The sequence below is a fragment of the Sphingopyxis bauzanensis genome, from assembly GCF_002205675.1.
GTDB classification, from domain to species: domain Bacteria; phylum Pseudomonadota; class Alphaproteobacteria; order Sphingomonadales; family Sphingomonadaceae; genus Sphingopyxis; species Sphingopyxis bauzanensis.
Map to the genome: position 1 here is coordinate 15532 of NZ_NISK01000007.1, position 20835 is coordinate 36366.

The window sequence follows — 20835 nt, forward strand, 5'->3', positions numbered from 1 at the left end:
GAGAACAGACATGACCTACGACTATGATGTAATCGTGATTGGCGGCGGAGGGGCCGGGATGGCAGCCGCCATCACGGCTTGTGATTCCGGCGCGCGCGTGGCGCTTCTGGAAGCCGCAAACCAGCTTGGCGGCTCGACGGCATTGTCGGGCGGTGTGGTTTATGGTGCCCCGACCAGCATCCAGCGGGCTGCCGGCATCGACAGCGACACAGTCGATGCAATGTTCGAATATTACATGACCTTGAACCAGCACAAGGTGGAACCGTCGATCGTTCGGCGGCTCTGCGAGTTGTCCGGACCGGCGATCGAATGGCTCATCTCGATGGGGGTCGAGTTCGATCCGGCTGAACTGTATGCCTCCGGTGTGGAAAGCGTTCCGCGAGGCCACAAGACAACGGGCAACGGCGCCGCCTTGTCAGAGGTGCTGGACCGCGAGGTCAACCGCCGAAATATCGACGTTTCGCGGGGCTGCCGCGTGACCGCGCTGCACACAGACGAACACGGTTGTGTGCGCGGTGTCGTACTGGATGGCGAGACCGTAAGCGCGAATAGCGTGATAATCGCCACAGGAGGCTTCGGTCACAACCGGCTCCTGCTGAACCGTCACTATCCCGAAGCCGCCCAGCACGGCGATTGGACTTGGGCCATAACCGCCAAGACCTGCACTGGCGATGGCCTGTTGATGGGCCAGGAAGTCGGCGCGGATATTGCCGGTCACAATCGCGGGTTGCTGCTGACCACGCCCGGTTTCTATCGCGATCTCGAAGTCTTCGTCCCGGGCTGGCTGGTCTATGTCAACCGCGAGGGGCGCCGCTTCATCAACGAAACCACCGAATATGCGGTCATGGCCGGGGTCGTGAAGGACCAAATTGGCGGGTCTATCTTTGCTATCTTCGACGAGAATGCACGCGCCACTGCCGTGCCAGAGCCTCGCTATGCCGCAGCCCACAAGGCGGGGATCATCACGCTGAACTGGGTGACCGACAAGATCGACGAACAGATCGCCAAGGGCAAGGTCATCAAGGCGCAGACCTTGGCCGAACTCGCCGACCTGGTCGGTATCGAAAGCGGCGCGTTGGAAACCACGATCGCCCGTTACAATTCGGATTGCGAGCAAGGGGTGGACAGCAAATTCCACAAGGACGGCGAACTGATGAAGCCTGTCGCCCAACCGCCCTTCTATGCCGCCGAAATCCGCCCTGCGATTGTCTGTCTGACCTCGACCGGCTTGCGGGTGGACAGGGACATGCACGTTCTCGACTGCGCAGACCGCCCCATCGGCGGGCTCTTTTCTGCCGGAGAAGTGTCGGGCGGTGTTTTGGGTGACAGATATATAGGCGGCGGAAATTCGATCGCCAACGCGATCGTCTTCGGACGTGTCGCAGGTGAGCAGGCGGCGCGTGAAGCGGGCCTTGGAACCGACAGGGAGCAAGCATGATGGCAAACGAATTTTCGCTAGACGGCAAAGTGGCGGTCGTCACCGGCGCGGCACGGGGCATTGGCCTCGAAATCGCTTGCCGGCTTGCGCAAAGCGGCGCGCAGGTGGTTTTCACCGATGTCGAACCAGAACTCGGTCCCGAGGCGGCCGCTTCGGTGCAGGGTGGCTCATACCGCAATCTCGACGTCACGGTGCAATCCCAATGGGAAGACACGATCCAGGAAATTCGTGACCAGCATGGTCGCCTGGACATTCTCGTCAATAATGCCGGGATCAGCCCGGCCGGGAACATTGAACAAAGCGATCTGGCTTTGTGGCGGCGCGTTCAGACCATCAATGTCGAGAGCGTGTTTCTCGGGTGCCGAACCGCGCTGCCGCTGATGCGCCAATCTGGCGAAGGCGGTTCGATTATCAATCTCAGCTCGATTCAGGCCCTGCGCCCCGCAGCCGAACTGGCTGCCTATTCCGCATCGAAGGCCGCCGTGCGGGCTTTGACCAAATCGGTGGCACTCCACGCTGCCCGTGACCGGATACGTTGCAATTCGGTGCACCCAGGCGGGGTGCATACCCGAATGCTTGACGATTTCGCCGCGCTTACCGGCGATGCGGAAGCGGCGCTGCTCAAGCTAAATGCCGCAAACCCCTTGGGGCGGGTGGGTTTGCCGCTCGATATTGCGAATGGCGTTCTCTATCTCGCCTCAGACCTCTCGGCTTGGGTCACGGGCCTCGAACTTGTGATCGATGGAGGTTCGACCCTGTGAGGGAAGGTGTCCTCGATCCTTCAGGCTGGCGGTTGTGGCGCAGCCAGGACGAGATGAAAGATCTGGCCAAAACGGGCGTGTGGGAAAACCGCACCACTTGGCAGGATGCCGTGGCCTTTGCTCAGTCAGACCCCGACGGCGTCGCTATCTGGTTCGACGACGGTTCCGAGTTGACTTACCGTCAGGGATGCGAGGAGGCGATTACGCTTGCTGCCTCGCTGACGGAACTGAGCCTGCGCAAGGGTGACGTGGTCAGCGCCAACCTGCCGAACTGGCGGGAGATGGCGATCATCAACCTAGCTTGCTGCGCCCTCGGCCTGGTCATCAACCCGATCATTCCGATTTACCGCGATCGCGAGGTGGGCTTCATTCTGAAGGACGCTGGCTCGCGCCTGCTGTTCACGCCGGGCGGTACGGGGAGCTTCGACTATCTCGCCATGGCGGCGCGCATTGCGGCAATGACCCCTTCGCTGGAGCACATCGTGACGGTGAGGCCGGGCGAAAGCGAGAGCGCAACCCTGAGCTACGCTGAGCTTATCGAGAAAGGGAATCCCGAACAATTTGAAGCTGCGGAGGTCGATCCTAGTCACGTCAAGCTCTTGATGTATACCTCCGGCACCACGGGAATTCCCAAAGGGGTTCTGCACAGCCATAATACGCTGAGGCGTTCTGCGGCCAATTCCCGCGAGGCGCGAGGAGTGGGGGAAGGCGACATCACCCTGATGGCGTCGCCGGTTACTCATGTGACGGGCTATTCGTCGCTCGAGCAGGCATTCAATTCCCCGATCAAGACTGCTCTCATGTCACGCTGGGATAAGGCAGCGGCCATTGATTTCATCAATCGCACAGGGGCCACCCTGACGGTTGGCGCAACCCCTTTTCTCAAGGAGCTTCTGGACGAAGCGGAAGCGCGCGGCACCGGCCTGCCGAGCCTGCGTCAATTTGCCTGCGGTGGCGCGGAGGTGTCTCCCCAGCTGATCGTCCGGGCTCATGAGACGCTTGATAATTGTCGCTGCTTCCGGGTCTTTGGAAGCACTGAGGTGCCGCTCGTCACACAAGGATACCTGCGGCCCGAACATGCAAATCTGGCCGCCGAAACCGACGGCCGGATCTACAATTACGACGTGCGCATCGTCGATGCAGACGGCCGCGATGTCGCACCTGGCGAAGAGGGAGAAATCCTCGCGCGGGGGCCGTCGATGTTCCTTGGGTACACCGATTGGCAGGAAACGATGAAGGCGGTCGACGGGAATGGCTATTTTCATACCGGCGATCTCGTTCGCGCTGGGCCAGAAGGCAGCATTGTCGTCAGCGGGCGGTTGAAAGATCTCATCATCAGGGGTGGCGAAAACCTCAGCGCGAAAGAGATCGAGGATGTCCTGAGTCTTCATCCTGCCATTCAGGAGGCTGCGGTGGTCTCGATGCCTGATCCAAGGCTGGGAGAAGGTGTCTGTGCCTTTCTCGTTCTGCAGGCCGATTGTCCGGCGCCAAGCGTCGGCGAACTCAGCCAATTTGTGCGGCAACAAGGCCTTGCCCCTCAAAAAGCACCAGCCAGAATCGAAGTAATCAGCAAATTTCCAATGACTGCTTCTGGCAAGATTCAGAAAAATGTTCTGCGTGAGAGAATTCGTGAAATTATATAAATATTTGGGGAGAGAACTTATGAACAATAATCACAACTTTTTGTCGGGTTGCGCAATTGCTGCTCTTGCCTGGAGTGGATTTTATGCGCCGGCCTTTGCCCAGAACGCCAGTGAACAGGTTGCGGAGACTGCGGATCCTGCCGAGAGCGATGAGATCGTAGTTACTGCCCGTCGGCGTGACGAAGCGCTCCAGGATGTCCCGATTACCATCGCATCCATTGGTGGTGACGAACTCGAGAAGTCGCAGATCACCAAACCGGAAGCACTTGCGGCGCGCGTGCCCACATTGAATATCGCGGTGGGCGGTTCGGGTTCGGGTGGCCAGCTGAGTCTTCGTGGGATCGGATCCTCGAATGTGTCTGCGGCGTTCGACAGTGCAGTTGCGCTCGATTTCGATGGCATTGTGGTCAGTTCCATGCGCCTGGTCCAGTCTGGGTTTTTCGACGTCGCCCAGATCGACATTCTGAAGGGGCCGCAGTCGTTGTATTTCGGCAAGAGCGCTACTGCTGGCGTGGTTTCGATCCGGTCTGCCGGTCCTACGTCGTCACTCGAAGCATCACTGCGCGGGTCCTACGAATTCGAAGAGAAGGGCTATACTGTCGAAGGATACGTTTCCGGACCGATCAGCGACACTCTGGGTTTCCGCATCGCTGGCCGCTATAACAAGATTGACGATCTTTATTTCAATGCGGCACCAAATGTTGTCCATCCGCATCGCGGCGAGAAGAACATCAATCTGCGCGGCACGCTCGAATGGAAGCCGAGCGCAGACTTCACTCTCAATCTCAAAGCGAATTATGTCGGTCATAATAACAACGGCGAGATCCGGCACACGCAGGTTTTCTGTGGGCCGAACGGCGTAGCCGACAACCTCTTTGTGCTGGGCGGGGCTGTGGTCATTCCGGCCGGGTACGATTGCAACTCGTTCGACAATGTTTTCTGGCTGCCCGATTCCGCGGTTCCCTTGGGCCGCAAGGCACCTCCGGGCATGGATAATAACGGCGGGGTTCCGTTCAACGATACGGATACGTTCCTGATCCGCGCAAAAGCGGACATAGCGCTGCGGGATAATCTGTCGCTGACCCTGGTGACCGGATATTTCGACTTCCAATCGCGCGGTCAGGATTTCTACGCTTATGGCGGCACGTCCGGGATCGGTACCGATCTCAATCGCAACCGGAATAAGCAGTTCAGCCAGGAAATTCGCTTCGCCAGTGACAATGAAGGACCGGTCAACTGGCTGGTCGGCGGTTTCTACGAGCGCCGCGACATCCTGTTCGAAGCAGCGCAGAATGCAGTCAACATTTCATTTCTGGCGGCCGACCCCATCACGGGTTCGACATTTGACTGGCGCCGCCAGCATTACACCAAGACTGACGCATATTCAGTCTTCGGGAACGTGCTGGTGGAACCTACGGAAAACATCGAGTTGTCCGCCGGCCTGCGTTATACCAAGGAGGAAAAGACGAACCGGATCGAGGTGCCTTACGTTCACGCCATATTGTCCGGGCCGCAGTTCAACTTCATCAGAAGCGGTTTCCAATCACCGCAGATCCGCTTCCAGGACGATAATTTCTCACCAGAAGTATCGGTGAAATACAAGCTTTCCGACGATGCCCAAGTCTATGCTTCCTACAAGAAGGGTTTCAAGTCAGGCGGAATCGACAATAGCGCCTTGCCCTCAAGCGGGTTGAGTGCCATCGTTGCTTCGGGCGACTATTCCTCGCTCATCTTCGCTTCCGAGACGGCCGAAGGTTTTGAGGTCGGATTGAAAAGTTCACTGGCTCAGAACAAAGTGCGATTGAACATGTCGCTGTTCAACTACACCTTCTCGGGCTTGCAGATACAAAGTTTCGATCCAGTCGCCATCCAATATAGCACAAGCAATGCTGGCCAACTGCGATCACGCGGCGGCGACCTTGAGCTCCGCTGGAAAGCGCCGACAGATGGCCTGACCCTTAGTGCGGCAGTCGCTTATACTGATGCCGAATTTACCGAGACCTTCATCAGCAATGCCGGAATCGACCTCAAAGGCAGGGCTGCACCAAGAGCGCCCAAGTGGTCAGGCAATCTGTCTTTCGACTGGGAGATCCCGATCTCTGATAGCCTCGACTTCAGTGTGTTCGGTTTGGCTAACTACAGCGGTTCCTATTTTGCCGATGCAACGACCTTGAATGACTATGTTCAGAAAGACTACGTCACATTGGATGCCAATGTTACGATCAGTTCGTCGAATGATCGTTGGCGCCTTTCCTTGGTTGGAAACAACCTGACCGACAAGATCTACGTCAATCAGGCATCTGGCCGACCGTTCCGGCAAGCCGGAGTGGGTGACGACTTGGCACTCACACAGAACAGGGGCCGGCAGGTCTTCGTAGAGTTCGCCGTTAAGTACTGAGTCTCTTAATTTTGATGTCATTGTGGATAGAGGAGTCTCGATCATGGTAGAAACGCTGACCGGAACAAATCGATCAAGAGGATTATCCTATCAGGAACTCCTCAAGACTGATTCGAAAAGCGTACCTGCGTCGCTGAAGAAGGAATCGGCGCTGGATCATACTCCTCTATCTATCGATGTTGAGCGATATTACAGTCGCGAATTCCACGATCTGGAAGTCGAAAAACTCTGGCGGCGCGTGTGGCAATTGGCTTGTCACGAAGACGAAATTCCCGAGGTTGGGGATGCATTGGTCTATGACATCGCGTCGCTTTCTTTTGTTGTGGTGAAGACGGGAGAAGATGAATTCTCCGCCTATCCCAACGCCTGCCGCCACAGGGGGCGCCGCCTGCTGGATTGCCCCAAAAAGGGGCTCACCAATTTCCGATGCCCTTTCCACGGTTGGTCATGGAAACTTGATGGGACACTCAAAGAGGTTCCATGCCACTGGGATTTCCCAAACGTCACCGAAGAAACGCACTCACTTCCCAAGGTGAAAACCGGCCGCTGGGGTGGGTTCGTGTTCATCAACCCAGACCCGGACGCGCAGCCCCTCAAGGAGTTCCTGGGGGACATTGACGAACACTGGACAACCCTTCCCTTCGAACGTCGCTACAAGGCCGTGCACGTCGCCAAAAAGCTGCCCTGCAATTGGAAAATTGCACAGGAAGCCTTCATGGAATCCTATCACGTGATCGCGACGCATCCTACTCTGCTGTATGAGATGGGGGATGCCAACTCGCAGTACGACGCTTTCGGGGTGCTTTCACGCGCCATCTCCGCGCAAGGCATAGCCAGTCCGCATATCGAGGCCGAACTTGCGGGCGAGCCGTTTGACGATACCACGCCCTTTACCGTCTACCGTCACCCCATAACTGGTGATCTCTATGAGCGCCTCAGTGAGGGCCGCATACGTTTGACAAAGGCGGATGGCCGGGTCGGGGTGTTCAATGCACAGGCAGAGCCGCTGGAGGGCGAGTTGAAGAATGCGGACCCTCACATTTGCAACTGGTTCGCGGGCAGGTTGACCCCCGATATGGAAGCGGCAAGCCATGCTTTCGGCGCCTTGCCGGTGGTCGAAGCCCGTGCGAGGCGCGCTGCTGCCAAGCGGGAGCAATTGCGACCGCTGATGGGGGACGAGATCGATGGGGTGTGTGACGCCGAATTGGTCGATTCAATATATTACAGCATCTTTCCGAACATCAGTCCGTGGGGGTGCTACAATCCAATCTTCTACAGGTTCCGACCAGATGGCGATAATCCGGAACAATGCATCCACGAAATCATGTTCATGCTTCCGGTTCCCAAAGGACAAGACCGGCCGAAGCCGGCTTCGATCCATTGGCTCGGCCTGAATGACGACTACATGGAGGCTCCCGAACTCGGTTCGTTGGCGAAGGTGTTCAATCAGGATAATTTGAACCTGCCGGCAGTACAGCTGGGGTTGCGCAGTGTTCCTGGGGGCAAGATCATGCTGGCGGAATATCAGGAAGCCAAGATCCGGCATTTTCAGGCCACTTTGGACGATTGGCTCGATCAATAGTCCTGCGCAGGATCGTTGGTGCCCACAGAGAAACGTTTTTCAAGGTCAATGTATGAACAAATCAGATTCCTCCCACGCCTTCACGCCTGAGTTGGCGAGATCGATTTATCGCAAAGCGTATCTCATCAACCGCACGGACCAACGATTTCGGGCGATGCTGACAAATGGTGAATTGGCAGTTGCATACTACCCTGTTCGTGGACAGGAGGTCACCGCAGCCGCTGCGATGTCTGCATTGCAGCCCGAAGACTATCTGGTGACAACCTATCGCGGCCTTCACGATTCCCTGGCCAAGGGGATTCCATCACGCTTGCTATGGGCCGAGTTTGCCGGAAAACGCACCGGGACCTGCAAGGGCAAGGGCGGACCGATGCATATCACTTATCCCCCGACCGGGGTAATGGTGACGACAGGAATCGTCGGGTCGGGCATTCCGATCGCCAATGGCCTGGCAATGGCCGCGCAAATTAGAGGCGAGAACCGGGTAGCGGTGGCGAGTTTCGGTGACGGGGCCAGCAATATCGGCGCGTTCCACGAAGCGCTCAACATGGCGTCGGTTTGGAAACTGCCGGTTGTTTTCCTCTGCCAGAACAACCAATACGCCGAGCATACGACGCTCGCGGCAGGTACTTCAGTGACGAGCATCGCCGAAAGGGCTGCGGGTTACGGAATGCCCGGCGTGTCGTGCGACGGTCTCGATCCCGAAATGATGTATCAAACAATGGCCGCAGCGGTTGCTCGTGCCCGTGCTGGAGACGGCCCTACCCTGGTCGAAGCACATACGTACCGCTTGCAGGGTCATATCTTCGGCGCTGATTACAGTTACATTCCCAAGGAAGAGCTCAAGGCTGCCGAAGAGCGGGCCAGCATGATGCGCCTTCGCCAAAGGATCAGCGAGAGACAGGTCACCGAATCCGATCTCGCGCAGATCGAACAGGAGGTGGACGCCGAAATCGAAGATGCCGTGGCGTTCGCACTGAAAAGTGATCCGCCGGATCCGGACGAGATCAGGTTCGACATCTACGAAACGGAGCAGGCAGCATGAGCGGAAAAACTATCAGCTTCGGCCAGGCTCTCAATGCTGCGCTCGATGATGCGATGGCGGACGACGGAAATGTCATGATCCTTGGCGAGGATGTTGCCGACGAGCAGGGCGGCGGCGTGTTCAAGGTTAGCAAGGGCCTTTCGAGCAAATACGGAACCAGTCGCGTTCGTTCGACTCCCATTTCTGAACAGGCCATCCTGGGTGCGGCAGTGGGTGCGGCGATTATTGGCATGCGTCCGGTGGCCGAGATCATGCTGATGAATTTCATCACGGTCGCGATGGACCAGCTGGTCAATCACGCCGCGAAGCTGCGCTTCATGTCGGGCGGCCAGACCAATGTGCCGCTGGTTGTCCGAACGACGACCGGGGCTGGTGTTGGTTTCGGAGGTCAGCATTCCGATATGCTGGAAGCCTGGTTTGCTCATGTTCCCGGCCTGAAGATTGCGACCGCCTCGAATCCGGCGGATGCCTATGGCCTGCTTCGCTCTGCGATTGACGATGAAGATCCCGTTATCCTGATCGAGAATATCACACACTACGGAATGACAGGCCCCGCCCCAGAGGCTGGTTATCGCGTGCCGCTGGGCAAGGCAGCGATTGCGCGCGAGGGAAGGGACGTCACTCTTGTTACTTACGGACGCGGTGTAGGCGATAGCCTGAAGGCGGCCAGCCTGTTGGCTGATGAAGGTATCGCCGCCGAAGTCATTGACTTGCGCACCATAGCCCCGTGGGATGAACAGGCGGTTTTCGCCTCTGTCGCCAAGACAAAGCGCGCTGTAATCGTCCACGAAGCAGTGCGTCCTTTCGGGGCCGGAGCCGAGATTTCCGCTCGCATTCACGAAGAACTGTTCTCTGATCTACTAGCGCCAGTTCAGCGGGTCGCGTCCTATCCCTCTCCGGTTCCCTTTGCGAAGCCACTGGAGACAGCATTCCTCTATAGTGTCGATGACATTGTTCGTGCGGCACACGCAACAACAGATAAGGCAATTAACTCATGACTATAGAAGTTCGCATACCAAAGCTTGGGATGAGCATGGAAACTGCAACCCTTTTGGAATGGTGCGTTGAAGATGGTGCGCAGGTCAGTGCTGGCATGCCACTTTATACGGTCGAGACAGACAAATCGACCACTGAGGTGGAAGCCCCGGCCGACGGACAGATTGAGATAATCGGCTTGGTCGATACTGAATATGAGGTGGGCACTCTCATTGCTCGTATTTCCTGAAGCCCGTTGGGAAAGTGGAGAAGACCCGAAATGCGTGACGAGGTATTTGTTGTCGACCAGGCCGGGAAGGCTCGCATTGTCGCCGGGAAGAACCGCACCAATGGACAGATTGTCTTTCCATATCCAGATGGAGAGGGCGAGGGGGCATACGAACGGATCGAGCTTCCGCAAAGCGGGACTTTATGGACGTTTACCATACAACGTATTCCGCCGAAGAACCCGCCCTATGTAGGCGTGACCAATCCCGACGACTATGAGCCGTATGGGGTGGGGTACGTCCGCCTCGGGGATGAAATCATGATTGAAGGTCGGCTCGTTGCCGATCCCGAGAGCCTTAGAATTGGAATGCCGATGGATTGTGTTGCGATTTCCCTGGCCAAGGCCGATGGCGGAGAGATGATGACATATGCGTTTGCCTCGAGCGAGCAGGACAACAATTCATGAGCGAAGTTTATGTCATCGGCGCTGGAATTCATCCGTTCGGTCGACACGACGGCAAATCTGGTCTCGATCTAGGTGTCGATGCCACAAAGTTGGCGTTGAACGACTGCGGACTGGAGTGGTCGGATGTCGAAGCAGCATTCGGGGGATCGTCAGCTTCGGGGAATGCCGATGCCTTGATGCCGCGAATGGGTCTCACGGGAATTCAGTTCATAAATGTAGCGAATGGCTGCGCAACCGGTGGTTCTGCCGTGCTGTCTGCGTACTGGGCGATCAAGGCCGGTGAGTTTGACACGGCTTTGGCGGTAGGGTTTGATAAGCATCCTCGCGGCTCCTTCAATCCCGATCCAGAGAAATATGGGCTCCCACAATGGTACGGCGATACCGGCCTTATGTTGACGACCCAGTTCTTCGCCCTGAAGATTCAGCGCTATATGCACGATCATGGCATTTCGGCTCGGACGCTCGCCCGGGTCGCGTCCAAGGCATTCGAGAACGGTTCGCGCACTCCCCACGCCTGGCGGCGTGCGGCGATGGACCAAGGCGCAATCCTGGCTTCCCGCATGATAAGCGATCCTCTAACACAATATATGTTCTGCAGCCCCTCGGAGGGCGGCGTGGCGCTGATACTTGCTTCCGAGAAAAAGGCTCGCGCATTGGGGCGGACGCAGGTCAGGTTGAGGTCGGCAGCGATGAAGACAAGGCCAGAAAACAGTTTTGAAGTGTTTTCTCCTTCTCTTTCTGTCGAGAGGGGCGAAACGCCGACAATGCTTGCAGCTCGCGCCGCCTTTGATAAGGCGGGTCTCGGTCCGAAAGACATTGATGTAGCCCAGTTACAGGATACCGAAAGCGGCGCAGAAATCATGCATATGGCGGAAAACGGCTTCTGCCGTGATGGCGATCAGGAACAATGGCTTGCCGACGGACGAACCGCTCTTGGCGGGCAACTGCCAATCAATACGGACGGTGGGTGTATTGCCTGTGGGGAACCGATTGGCGCGTCCGGCTTGCGTCAGGTTTATGAAAATGTTCTGCAGTTACGCGGGAATGCCGAAAACAGGCAGGTCGAAAACGCCAGACTTGCTTATTCGCAAGTATATGGGGCTCCAGGACTTGCTGCAGTTGCGATCTTAGAAAAAGTTTAATTTACTAAGAAGCACAGCTGCATTTTAAGGGTTTGTTCTAATCTTGGAGATGATAAATATTGGGAACAATAATAGGTGCTAAAAGTAAAAACAACATATGATAGCGTCACGATGGCTGAACGGCGTCAGCGGATCCTTTATGAAGTTCGGAAGCTCGTCAATGAGGAGGGGTTGGAAGGCTTCAGCATGCGCGAGATCAGCAAGAGGGCGAACGTCGCGCCCAAGACTCTCTATAATGCCTTTGGCGATCGTGATCGCTTGATCGGTTGCGCCATTCGAGAGGTGTACGATGCGGTTCGACAAAATGTCCAATTCAGGACTTCAGACAGAACGCTTGAGGGTTTGTTGGATCGCGCCATAGTGCTCAATCGAGGAAATCTGAAGGCGCGCAATTACGCACAGGCAGTGGCCACAATCTACTTCTCGCCTAGTACAAATCCATACTTGCGCTCGTTGCTACAGGAAATGGCGGTTGGCAACACGCGAGAGTGGTTGGAAGATGTTCGTGCCAAGGGTGGGCTTCACGATTGGGTGAATATCGATCATCTGACCCGCCACATGGCAAACATGGAATATGGTCTCATACTTGAATGGGCGACGAGCAGTGTGAAAGATTCGGATTACCTTTTTCACTTCGTCGAAATCATTCTCTTCAGTGCGTTGGCGGCAACGCGAGGAGAAGTCAGAGAAACAGCAAATTCCATTCTTACAAAAATGGTCGCTACAGGCGAGCTACCTAAGTTCGAGAACCCAATTATTCGCCCGATTGACGTGCCAAAGTAGACTGCAATGGTGTGCGCTAGATGCCGTAATGGGCCGGCGTTTCAAGCATCGCCATTTCGGTCGGATGCAACCATTAAATCGCGCCAGACGTCGCTCAAGTCGGCGCTTCCCAAAGGCGCAGAAGGCTCCTCAACGCGGTTACGAACGCCAGCGGCTGGTCGAGCATCAGATGGTGGCGGGCTTGAGGCACGGCAATGATCGGAATGGCTCCTCCCCCCAGTTCACGAACATATGCCACGGAATCCCGGTTGAAGAGCTGGCTCTCCTCGCCGTGAACGATAGCCTTGCGGCCCGGCGCGTTCACTAGGCGCTCGCCGATGGTGAGCCACTCGTCGGGCCGGTTGCTCCTCCGGAACACTTCGGGAGAGAATTTCCACGTCCAACCCTCCCCGTCACGCCGCAGAGAATGAAAGGCCATATAGTCCAAAAGAAATGGCTCACCGACAGGCTGGGGTGGGGAAAGGACGTATCGACTGCGCGCCGCGTCGTAGCTGGGATAGCGACTTTTGGCTTTGTCCGGGTCGCCGGATCCGGGGCTGGCGCGGCGGAGATTCCAATACGCTTGCAAGAGCGCAGGTCGCATGACCATCAGGTCGCAAACCACAATGCCGGAGAAGGTATCGGGCGATTGGGTGACGGCCGTCAAAGCTGCGCCAGAACCGAAACTGTGGGCAATGATCGTGGGTTTGTGGCCATCCGCAAACAGTCCAAGCGCTTCGGCAATTTCGCCGAACTCGCGCCCCCTGGCCAAGGGGTCGGCGTGCCCGCGCATTTCGCTGTCGCCCATGCCGGCAAGATCGAAGGCTACCACATCATAATCTTCGGCCAGAAACGGCGCGATGAAGGAAAAGCAGCGGGCATGCGAGAGAAAACCGTGCGTCATCAATACCTTGGGTTTCGCCCGGTCGCCCCAGCGAAAGTAATGCGCTTTGGCACCCTCGATCTCTACATAGCCTTCCTCGCGCGGCACCCTGAGAGCGGAAACGAACCATTCGGGCAGATGCGAACCATCGCCCGCCCAGAGAGCGTCGATGTCCTCGGGGCAATCTTCAATCTTTACCGCCTCGTTCATATTGTTGGGCCGTCCTTGCGTGTGAGTTTTTCGAAAGCGAAGCCAGCATAGCTGCCGGCCGCCTCTTCGTCGCAGAGCGCGGCATAGCTAGACACGCTCGGAAAATTGATGAGCTGGCGCTTCTTTCCCGGAATATTCGCGCCCATGTACCATGAGGCCGCCTCGGGAAAGAGCGTCATCGCGCCAGCCGCGGCAACCATTTCAGTCCAGCCAGTTTCGGCAGCCGGTTTGCCCTCGAAAAGATCGATGTCCCTCCTACGCAACCAGACCATGAAATCGCAAATCCAGTCGCCTTGTATTTCCGCGCTTGTCGGGCCATTGGCGAAACCCGACGGGCTGAGAGGACCATAAGCGAACAGCATGTTGGGAAAACCCGATACCGCCATGCCGAGATAGGCGCGCAGACCGTCTTCCCACGCCTGCCAAAGGGGAAGCCCCTCCCTCCCGGTGATGTTCATGTCGATCAACCCGCCACGCCCGGCATCGAAGCCGGTCGCAAAAATGATCAGATCGCATTCGACCTCACCGTCTTCCATCTTGATGGCCTGGGGCTCGATACGGATGATCGCGTTTGCCTTCAGATCGACCAGCGCGACATTATCCTGCTCGAAAATTTCATAATATCCCTGTTCGAGCGAGGGTCTTTTCGTGCCGAAAGGATGCGGCGGCTCCGCAGGCGCAAGTTTCTCAGCCATAACGGGGTCGATGATCCGCGCGAGAACCTTTTTGCGCCAGAACTCATAGGCGTAGCGGTTCGCTTCGCGATTGGTCAGTATGTCGGCAAAGTTGTTGTACCAGAATTTGAGGCCGCCCTGCCGCCACAGGGTCTCGAAATGGTTGTTGCGCGTCGTGGCGTCTACATCGAGCGCGGAGATGTCAAGCGACTGGCATTCGAATCCCCCGTTCGTTCGCTTGCGCCGAACAAAAATGGCGGGATAGCCCTGCTTATCACGCTGCTGAATGTCTTCGGTAAGCCGTTCCTGGCGCATGGGCAGGCCCAGAATAGGAGTCCTCTGAAACAAGGTCAGCTTTTCTGCACATTTGGCGGCCTCCTGCGCGATCTGCACTCCGCTCGCACCAGTGCCGATGACGGCGATCCGGCGGCCCGAAAGATCGATACCCTGTTGCGGCCATCGCGCCGTGTGACACCAATCGCCTTCGAACGCCGCGATTCCTGGCATATCGGGAATATACGGCTTCGATGCGAATCCCAAAGCGGGCAGAAGGAAGTGTGTCGATATTCCTTCCCCGCCCTCAAGCTGCAGGCGCCACCGTCGTCCCTCTTCATCGAACCTTGCGCTTTCGACCCTCGATCCCATCCGCATAAGCGGCCAAAGGCCCAGCGTATCGCAAACATGCCGGAAATAGGCTCTGAGCTCCTTCCATCCGGGAAAGCGCTCGCTCCAGGCCCATGATTTCCAAACCTCGGGTATCGAAAACTCATAGAGCGGTACCTGCGAGTCCACGCGGGCACCGGGATAGCAATTCCAGTACCAAATGCCGCCGGGCTGGGCGGCCGCATCTACCAGCAGCACCTTGAACCCGGCGTCACGCAATTTGTGCAGCAGATAGATGCCGCTGAAGCCTGCACCGACGATCACGGCATCGTAATCGGGAGAGCCAGTCGATCTCACGTCGCGACATTCGATCGTTCGGCAATCGCTTTTGCCGTTGCATAATCGGCCTTGCCGTTCGAGGCTCGCATGGGGATGTCTGTCGGAATTATGGTCTTGGGGGTTTTGTATCCCGCCAAATGTGCGCGCACATGGGTTTTGACCGCTTGTTCGTCGAACTGGGCGTGGTCGTTGAGGTGGACGATCGCGGTTACGGCTTGGCCCCATTTATCATCCGGCACGCCTAGGACCAGCGCGTCCCCGATGGCGGGATGGGTCTTGAGCACTTCCTCGACCTCCTCGGGATAAACTTTCTCTCCCGCCGTGTTGATGCAGACGCTTCCGCGGCCGAGCAAGGTAAGGCTGCCATCGGCTTCTACCCGACACCAGTCGCCCGGAATGGAATAGCGCACCCCATCGATCGTGCGAAACGTCTTCGCGGATTTCTCGGGGTCCTTGTAATAGCCTATGGGGATCGCACCCTTCCGGGCGATAAATCCCGGCACGCCGCTCCCCGGTTCGACTTTCTGGTCGGTTTCGTCGAAAACATCGCAGAACTCGCCGATCCCAAATTTCGCGGTGTTCGTGCCGCCCTCCGCAGTGGTGACGGCAAGGCCGAAGCCGAGGCCTTCGGATGCGCCAAAACTGTCCATCAGTACGATTTGCGGAATATGCCGGCACAGGCCGGACTTGACCTCCTTGCTCCACATCACACCGGAAGAGAGGATTGTAACGAGGCTGCTGGTATCCCAGCGGCCAGGGTGGTCGTCGAGCGCGGAAAGCATTGGCTTGGCAAAGGCGTCGCCCACGATCGCTATGCCTTCCACCTTGTGCCTTTCCACCGTATCCCACAGTTCCTCGGCATCGAAAGACCATGCCTCCAATGTAACTACCGCGCCGCCAGACATCAGCGTGCCGATCGCAGTGATAAAGCCCGTTCCGTGCATCAGCGGGCAAGAGGAAAGCGTACGCCTGCCCGGGCCTTCGCGGGCGATCAGCGCGACATTCTCTTCGAGTGTCTCTGGAACGGGGCCGAGCAACTTCTGTGCGTCGAGTTGGGCCTTGCGCATGTCATCATGACGCCACATCACGCCCTTGGGCATTCCGGTCGTACCACCCGTATAGATGAAAAGCAGATCGGCGGGCGAGCGTGTAATGCCGAGCGCCGATCCGTCCCCCTCTTGCGCGAGAGTCTCATAGTGGATCGCAAAGCGCGCGATTGAAGACAGCTCGCCAATTTCGACGAAGGTGCGAACCTTCCTAAGCCGGTCGTTGAGTTCGACGATAGTGTCGCGGAATTCCGAACTGTAAACGATGACCTCGCTGTCGGAATCGTCGAAGATATAAAACACCTCTTCGGCCCGATAACGGTAATTGATGTTCACATGCGTCAAACGCCCCTTGAAGCAGGCCGCCATCAACTCGCCATATTCGGGTCGGTTGCGCATATAGAAGGCGACCTTCGCGCCATCGCGGATGCCGCGTTGGCGCAACCCGCGGGCGATATTGTTCGAGCGCGCCGACATCTCGGGCCAGGTGACGATCCGGTCTCCATGTATCAGAGCCGGCGCATCTTCGGGCATGACGGGCTCGATCGCGTCGAGAATATCCCCGAGATTCCAGTCGATCACATTGATTCTCCTCTCTGGACGGGGCCGCAGCATCGGGGCGCACGACTCCCAGTACTATCAGGCTGCTCTCGTCCAACCCTGCAGAGCCGCTGCCTCGGCTCGCACCGCTTCGGGGCCACCCAAGACCTGCCGATCGAAGCCGATCCGTTTGAACCAGTAGTGCAGGCCGAGCAGATCGGTGAACCCCATCCCGCCATGCACTTCAGTGGCGGTGCGGGCGACAAATCGGTGGACGTCGCCCGTGAGGGATTTCGCATGGCAAGCCGCGAGAGATGCATCCTCCGGCAGCGCATCGAAGACATGGGCGGCGTACCAGACCAGCGCGCGGCACGGTTCATGGCGTGCGGCCATTTCGGCGCACATGTGCTTTACCGCCTGGAAGCTGCCGATAGGGCGGCCGAACTGCTCTCGCTGACCAGCATAATCGACCGCCTTTTCAATCATGGCCTGCCCTGCGCCCAAGCTGTCGGCGGCAAGGATCACGCGGCCAGCATCGCGCAGCCGAGCCGATGCTGTGCCGCCGTCGTCGGCAAGCGGATCGGTCTCGACAGCCGCAAAGGACAATTCTCCCACGCTGCGCGTGCGATCGATGGTGGTGAGGCGGGTCGCCTTGAGTCCCGATGCTAGGGCTGGGACGAGGTGCAGCCTGCCACCGGCGTCCGCTACGAGATACGCGTCCGCGCCTTCGAAATCGAGGCAGAACAGGGCGGTGCCGCTAAGCTTCCCTTCGGCGAATTGAACTCCCGCGCCGTCGCGCGCCTGGACCGTCGCGGAAATCGCGACTCCGATACGGGCCTCGCCACGCGCGATCTTCGGAAGCCATTGGCACTTTTGCTTGTTAGTTCCTGCCTCGCTCAGCGCGATCGGGGCGAGAACTACGCTGGCTAGAAATGGCGCTGGTGTGACCGCATAGGCGAGTTGTTCCGCCACGACCGCAGCGTCGAGAAGGGTCATGCCTAGGCCACCATGCTCTTCGGGGACAAGCATGGCTGGGACCGCCAGATCGTGGAGGGCTCCGAAAATAGTGTCACTTAACGGGTTGTCGCGCCCGGCACATTCGCGGACATGCTCAAGCGGGGAGGTATCGGCAAGACACCGCGCAACCGCGTCGCGCAGTATCTGCTGATCCTGCGAAAGGCCGAAGTCCATCACGCCGCTCCCTGCCTGTCGGTCTGCATGCCTGCAGCTCCCTTCGCTTCGTCGGAAATCCGCGCCAGCTTCGGCTCGCGCGGCATCTCGAGGCCACGTTCGGCGATGATGTTCTTCTGGATCTGCGCGGTGCCGCCACCTATTATGAGGCCGAGTTGGAACATATAGTTCCATTGCCAAGCCCCTCCGTCTCGTTCCCGCGGGCTGCGGTGATACAAAATGCCCATCTCGCCCATCGCGTCGATCGCCAGCGCAGAGATCTGATGCGCGACCTCGCAACTCTGCAGTTTGACGATCAGCTTCGCCATGCCGCCAGGCTCGCCCTTGAGGCTGTTCGATAGAATGCGCATTCCATTACATTTCATCGCCGTCACTTCGGCCTGGAGCGCCACCAGCCGGTCGCGCAGGACCGCATTGTCGATCGCCCGACCTTCGCCGATGGATTCCTGCTGCATCAGGCCAATCAATGCCTGCAGCCGGTTCTCGAGTGCGTCGGGATCGCCCAGCATTCCGCGCTCGTGGCCAAGCGTTGCGTTCGCGACGAACCAGCCCTGTCCTCGCTGGCCGACGATCTGGTCCACCGGAACCCGCACATTAGTAAAGAATGTCTCGTTGAACTCGGCGTGACCGGTCATCGTCTTCAAGGGGCGTACCTCGATCCCCGGTATGTCCATCGAGAAAATCAGATAAGAGATACCGCTATGCTTCGAGGCCTCGAGTTCGGTCCTCACAAGGCAAAAGATCATGTCGGCTTGCTTCGCGGTGCTGGTCCAGATTTTCTGGCCATTTATAACGAATTCTCCATTTTCGATGCGCGCGCTGGTCTTGAGGTTGGCGAGGTCCGATCCCGCACCGGGTTCGGAATATCCTTGGCACCACACGACTTCGCCCGTCAGCGTTGCTGCGATCCACCGCCGCTTCTGTTCATCGGTGCCCAACTCGAGCAAAGTCGGGACGAGCATTGAGATGCCCTGGTTCGCCAAGCCGCTCGGAAGCCGAGCTCGCGAAAACTCTTCCGCGATAATGCGCAATTTGAGTATATCCGGCGCCGCTCCGTAGCCGCCATATTCGGCCGGTATCGTGCGCGCCGTATAGCCGTGCTCGATCAATAGCTTTTGCCATCGGATAGCTTCGGCTGAGGGCCGGGAGAACCGGATGGCGGAGGGTGGCGCCAAATGTCTGTGCGCATCGATAAAGGCGCGGATCTCCGCGCGGAAGGCGTCATATTGGGGGCCGTAGTCGAGATCCATGTCGTCTCTACCCTTCACGCGGACGAAAAACAGGAAGGCGAAAGTCCCCCCCGATCATTTCGAAATCGAGTTCGACCGGCAGATCGAGTGCGAGTCTGTCACGCTCGCAATCCACGAGGCGCGTGGCCATGCGCACGCCTTCCTCAAGTTCCACCACGGCAGCCACGAACGGGACGTCGGCGGCAAAAGCGGGGTGCAGCGCCTGATGGGTCACGGTCCAGGAAAAAAGCGTGCCCTTGCCGCTGCTGGGTTCCCAGGAATAGTCTGGCGAGCCGCATCGTGCACACATGTAGCGAGGCAGGTGGCGAAAGATGCCGCAACTTCCGCAACGCTGGAAATAGAGTTGACCGTCCTGGCACAGCCTCCAGAACTCCTGTTCGATCGGGTCCTGCGGCCGCGGCCGCGGCTTGGCCGGCGTTGCCTGCGCGGAGGGCCGCGCCTTGGGAGGCACATCATGCTCGTCGCTCATGCAAACCTCCTGAGGATCGCGATGCTGCCATCGCCAAGGTCTCCCCAGCCTGTCACAAGGCCGGTCTGGGCTCCGATCACTTGACGCTCGCCGCAGTCATGGCGCAGCTGTCGTACTGCTTCCACAACATGGTTGAGACCCCAGACATGCGCCTCGCTAAGCAAGCCGCCATGGGTGTTGATCGGTAAGCGCCCGCCCAGCTCGATCTGGCCATTGGCGACAAATTCGGCCTGCGCGCCAGGCTCGCAATATCCGAGCGCTTCGAGCTGCAGCAGAACGATATAGGTGAAACAATCGTAGATCTGGAGGAAGTCCATGTCGTCGCGCGTGACGCCCGCCATATCGAATGCGCGCGGGGCGGCATCGCTGAGGCCGATCTTGAAGGGGTCGGGGCGGGAAGGGATGTCGTCGGCGGGATAGGGATGGCCTTCGGCCGCGCCGGCGATGCTGACGGGCACATGCGGCATGTCTTTGGCACGGTCCATGCGCGAGAGGACGACAGCACAGGCGCCATCGGTCTCGAGGCAGCAATCGTAGAGGCGAAACGGCTCAGATATCCAGCGCGCCGAATAATAGGTTTCCGCGTCGAGTTCGCGGCCATAGGTAAAGGCGCGTGGATTCAATTGCGCATGACGGCGGCAGGCGAGCGCCACGGCCGCCATCGCATCTTCGCCAACGCCGTAGAGCTTCGAGTGACGGGTCGCCAGCCAGGCGTACATCTGCACCGGCAAGAATACGCCGTAGGGGCTGTAGTAGCCTTGGATCGTATTGGTCAGGGTGTTCATGTTCATCGGCCGGGTGGGCGGGGCGCCCGGCTTAGGTCTGAGAGCGGAATAGCCGTTCCAGCCCAGTGTCACGAGCACATGATCGCATAGACCACAGGCGATCGCCATGGCGGCATTCTGTAGTGCCGTTGTCGGGCTGGCGCCGCCCATGTGCACGGTTGCCGCATAGCGCAGCACATCAATGCCCAGATTGGCGGCCATCTCCTCCGACGTCGTATAGATTGGCGGCGGCACCATGCCGTCGATATCGGAGGGTTTCAGTCCAGCATCCGCGATGGCCCGGCGCGAGGCGGTGAGCATCATTTCCACTGCAGTCCGCTCGGTGCCCTTGACGAAATCGGTCTGGCCGACCCCGGTGATTGCTGCCTTGTCGGCAAAGGAAAGGGTGGATGAAAGATTCATGCC

At 58.2% G+C, this 20835-nt stretch carries 18 protein-coding genes; 11 read left to right on the forward strand and 7 right to left on the reverse strand.

The window, feature by feature from the left end; all coding sequences use genetic code 11:
* The first annotated feature begins 10 nt into the window (after window positions 1–10).
* From CDQ92_RS19565 to CDQ92_RS19615, 11 genes are all read left to right on the forward strand, one after another.
* A complete protein-coding gene (locus CDQ92_RS19565) occupies window positions 11–1438 on the forward strand; it encodes an FAD-dependent oxidoreductase (protein WP_039575443.1) in 1428 nt (475 codons plus the stop codon).
* Window positions 1439–1467: 29 nt separating this feature from the next.
* On the forward strand, window positions 1468–2199 hold the full coding sequence (locus CDQ92_RS19570; protein ID WP_229667586.1) for an SDR family NAD(P)-dependent oxidoreductase: 732 nt from the start codon (window positions 1468–1470) through the stop codon (window positions 2197–2199).
* Window positions 2196–3842 carry an AMP-binding protein gene (locus CDQ92_RS19575; protein ID WP_201792078.1) on the forward strand — a complete coding sequence of 549 codons (1647 nt, stop codon included), beginning with the start codon at window positions 2196–2198 and terminating at the stop codon, window positions 3840–3842. The genes CDQ92_RS19570 and CDQ92_RS19575 overlap by 4 nt, the downstream gene beginning before the upstream one ends.
* Before the next feature lie 19 nt (window positions 3843–3861).
* Window positions 3862–6240: a TonB-dependent receptor gene (locus tag CDQ92_RS19580; RefSeq protein WP_158213909.1), complete on the forward strand. Its 2379-nt coding sequence runs from the start codon at window positions 3862–3864 to the stop codon at window positions 6238–6240.
* 43 nt (window positions 6241–6283) lie between these two features.
* The gene (locus CDQ92_RS19585; RefSeq protein WP_088443961.1) at window positions 6284–7822 is read left to right on the forward strand and encodes an aromatic ring-hydroxylating oxygenase subunit alpha; all 1539 of its coding nucleotides are present in this window, start codon (window positions 6284–6286) and stop codon (window positions 7820–7822) included.
* Between the two features lie 52 nt (window positions 7823–7874).
* Entirely contained in the window at window positions 7875–8867 is a 993-nt protein-coding gene (locus CDQ92_RS19590) for a thiamine pyrophosphate-dependent dehydrogenase E1 component subunit alpha (protein ID WP_088443963.1), read from the forward strand.
* On the forward strand, window positions 8864–9865 hold the full coding sequence (locus tag CDQ92_RS19595) for an alpha-ketoacid dehydrogenase subunit beta (protein ID WP_088443964.1): 1002 nt from the start codon (window positions 8864–8866) through the stop codon (window positions 9863–9865). The genes CDQ92_RS19590 and CDQ92_RS19595 overlap by 4 nt, the downstream gene beginning before the upstream one ends.
* Window positions 9862–10092 (forward strand): biotin/lipoyl-containing protein, encoded by a 231-nt coding sequence (locus tag CDQ92_RS19600; RefSeq protein ID WP_088443965.1) that lies wholly within the window; start codon window positions 9862–9864, stop codon window positions 10090–10092. The genes CDQ92_RS19595 and CDQ92_RS19600 overlap by 4 nt, the downstream gene beginning before the upstream one ends.
* Window positions 10093–10122: 30 nt before the next feature.
* A complete protein-coding gene (locus tag CDQ92_RS19605) occupies window positions 10123–10536 on the forward strand; it encodes a Zn-ribbon domain-containing OB-fold protein (protein ID WP_088443966.1) in 414 nt (137 codons plus the stop codon).
* Window positions 10533–11678 carry a thiolase family protein gene (locus CDQ92_RS19610; RefSeq protein ID WP_088443967.1) on the forward strand — a complete coding sequence of 382 codons (1146 nt, stop codon included), beginning with the start codon at window positions 10533–10535 and terminating at the stop codon, window positions 11676–11678. The genes CDQ92_RS19605 and CDQ92_RS19610 overlap by 4 nt, the downstream gene beginning before the upstream one ends.
* 75 nt (window positions 11679–11753) lie before the next feature.
* Complete coding sequence (locus CDQ92_RS19615) at window positions 11754–12461, forward strand: TetR/AcrR family transcriptional regulator (protein ID WP_144035840.1); 708 nt, start codon at window positions 11754–11756, stop codon at window positions 12459–12461.
* Window positions 12462–12555: 94 nt separating this feature from the next.
* Here the strand turns inward: CDQ92_RS19615 and CDQ92_RS19620 are convergent, their stop codons facing one another.
* From CDQ92_RS19620 to CDQ92_RS19650, 7 genes are read right to left on the reverse strand one after another with little or no spacing between them, the layout of a single operon-like run.
* The gene (locus CDQ92_RS19620) at window positions 12556–13533 is read right to left on the reverse strand and encodes an alpha/beta fold hydrolase (protein ID WP_037557592.1); all 978 of its coding nucleotides are present in this window, start codon (window positions 13531–13533) and stop codon (window positions 12556–12558) included.
* Window positions 13530–15167, reverse strand: a complete 1638-nt coding sequence (locus tag CDQ92_RS19625) for a flavin-containing monooxygenase (protein ID WP_088443968.1) — start codon at window positions 15165–15167, stop codon at window positions 13530–13532. Before CDQ92_RS19625 ends, CDQ92_RS19620 begins: the two co-directional genes overlap by 4 nt.
* Window positions 15164–16810 carry an acyl-CoA synthetase gene (locus CDQ92_RS19630; protein ID WP_237246137.1) on the reverse strand — a complete coding sequence of 549 codons (1647 nt, stop codon included), beginning with the start codon at window positions 16808–16810 and terminating at the stop codon, window positions 15164–15166. The genes CDQ92_RS19625 and CDQ92_RS19630 overlap by 4 nt, the downstream gene beginning before the upstream one ends.
* Before the next feature lie 24 nt (window positions 16811–16834).
* The gene (locus tag CDQ92_RS19635) at window positions 16835–17926 is read right to left on the reverse strand and encodes an acyl-CoA dehydrogenase family protein (protein ID WP_088443970.1); all 1092 of its coding nucleotides are present in this window, start codon (window positions 17924–17926) and stop codon (window positions 16835–16837) included.
* Window positions 17926–19176, reverse strand: a complete 1251-nt coding sequence (locus CDQ92_RS19640) for an acyl-CoA dehydrogenase family protein (RefSeq protein WP_088443971.1) — start codon at window positions 19174–19176, stop codon at window positions 17926–17928. The genes CDQ92_RS19635 and CDQ92_RS19640 overlap by 1 nt, the downstream gene beginning before the upstream one ends.
* 7 nt (window positions 19177–19183) lie before the next feature.
* Complete coding sequence (locus CDQ92_RS19645; protein WP_088443972.1) at window positions 19184–19645, reverse strand: Zn-ribbon domain-containing OB-fold protein; 462 nt, start codon at window positions 19643–19645, stop codon at window positions 19184–19186.
* Entirely contained in the window at window positions 19642–20733 is a 1092-nt protein-coding gene (locus CDQ92_RS19650; RefSeq protein WP_229667585.1) for a thiolase C-terminal domain-containing protein, read from the reverse strand. Before CDQ92_RS19650 ends, CDQ92_RS19645 begins: the two co-directional genes overlap by 4 nt.
* Window positions 20734–20835: the final 102 nt, after the last annotated feature.